Source organism: Flavonifractor sp. An4 (assembly GCF_002161755.1).
In the GTDB taxonomy this organism is placed as follows: Bacteria; Bacillota; Clostridia; order Oscillospirales; family Oscillospiraceae; genus Flavonifractor; species Flavonifractor avicola.
This window is the reverse complement of sequence record NZ_NFIL01000108.1, coordinates 1-1,034: the sequence shown is the minus strand read 5'-3', so window position 1 is coordinate 1,034 and position 1,034 is coordinate 1. Positions and strand designations below refer to the sequence as shown.

1 protein-coding gene and 1 pseudogene are annotated in these 1,034 nt (G+C 59.9%); one reads left to right on the top strand and one right to left on the bottom strand.

Annotated features, from left to right (window positions below; all coding sequences use genetic code 11):
- Window positions 1–645: pseudogene (locus B5F94_RS15925) on the top strand (helicase); the annotation flags it as partial.
- Window positions 646–701: 56 nt separating this feature from the next.
- Here B5F94_RS15925 and B5F94_RS15920 read toward each other — a convergent pair.
- A partial coding sequence (locus B5F94_RS15920) for a type II toxin-antitoxin system RelE/ParE family toxin (RefSeq protein ID WP_087331567.1) occupies window positions 702–1,034 on the bottom strand: 333 nt, incomplete at its 5' end.

The following is a 1,034-nucleotide window of genomic DNA, read 5'->3' as shown; positions in this document are numbered from 1 at the left end:
CGCATCAAGGAGCGCATGGAGCTGGATGTGGACGTGACCCGGCTGAAGCTGTTGAAATCGGACTACATGAGCAAGCACTACCGCATGGAGGACAACCTGCTCAACCGCTATCCCAAACGACTGCGGGAGAACCGGGAACTGAAGAAGGCGCTGGAAGCCGACCTTACCCTGGCAGAACAGCACCCGCATCCGAAAGACGGCTTTGCCGGCATGACCATTGGGAACTGGGCCTACCAGGACCGCACATCGGCCGGCGAGGCTCTTCTGGCGTTGTGCAGCGAGGTCAAGGGTGACAATATGCTGGAAGCAGGACACTACCGCGGCTTTACCGTCCTGCTTTGTACCGGCTTACTCTGCTATAAGGCCATACTGAAGGGCTCCGCAGAGCACAGCGTAGAACTTGGGCAGGACGCCAAGGGGAACCTTGTCCGCATCGACCATGTGCTGGACAGGTTGTCCCAGCGCATCCAGGAGACACAGGACGCCATCGACCACACCCTTCAGCAGTGCGAGGCGGCAAAGGCAGAACTGGAGAAGCCGTTTCCCCAGGAGGCCGAATTGGCGGAGAAGTCTGCCCGGCTCACGGAGCTGGACATCCTGCTCCACATCGGGGACCAGGAGAGTACAGACCGGCTGGCAGGATGAAGCAGGAACGCCCGCACGGGTCAACCGTGCGGGCGTTCCTGACCATGTATCAGAAATTACAGTCCCATGTTCTGCCGGTCCCTGCGGCCATGGAGGAGGCGCCGGATCTCCACCGTGTCCTCCAGCACCGCGTAATACAGGACATACCCTTTCACCGGCACCTTGCGGATTTCATCCCGCATGGGCCGGGTTGTCCGATACAGCTCGTGGGCGTATGGGTACTTGGAGATGCGCTCCACCGTATCGTCCAGTTCATCCAGCAAGTCCTGCGCGGCCTTTGGGGCGTCCAGCTTCCCGGCGATATAGTCCACGGCATCCAGAATGTCCGCTTCCGCCAAAGGGAGGTAGACGATTTTATACATCCTCGTCATCTCCATAGCGGGCCAGAC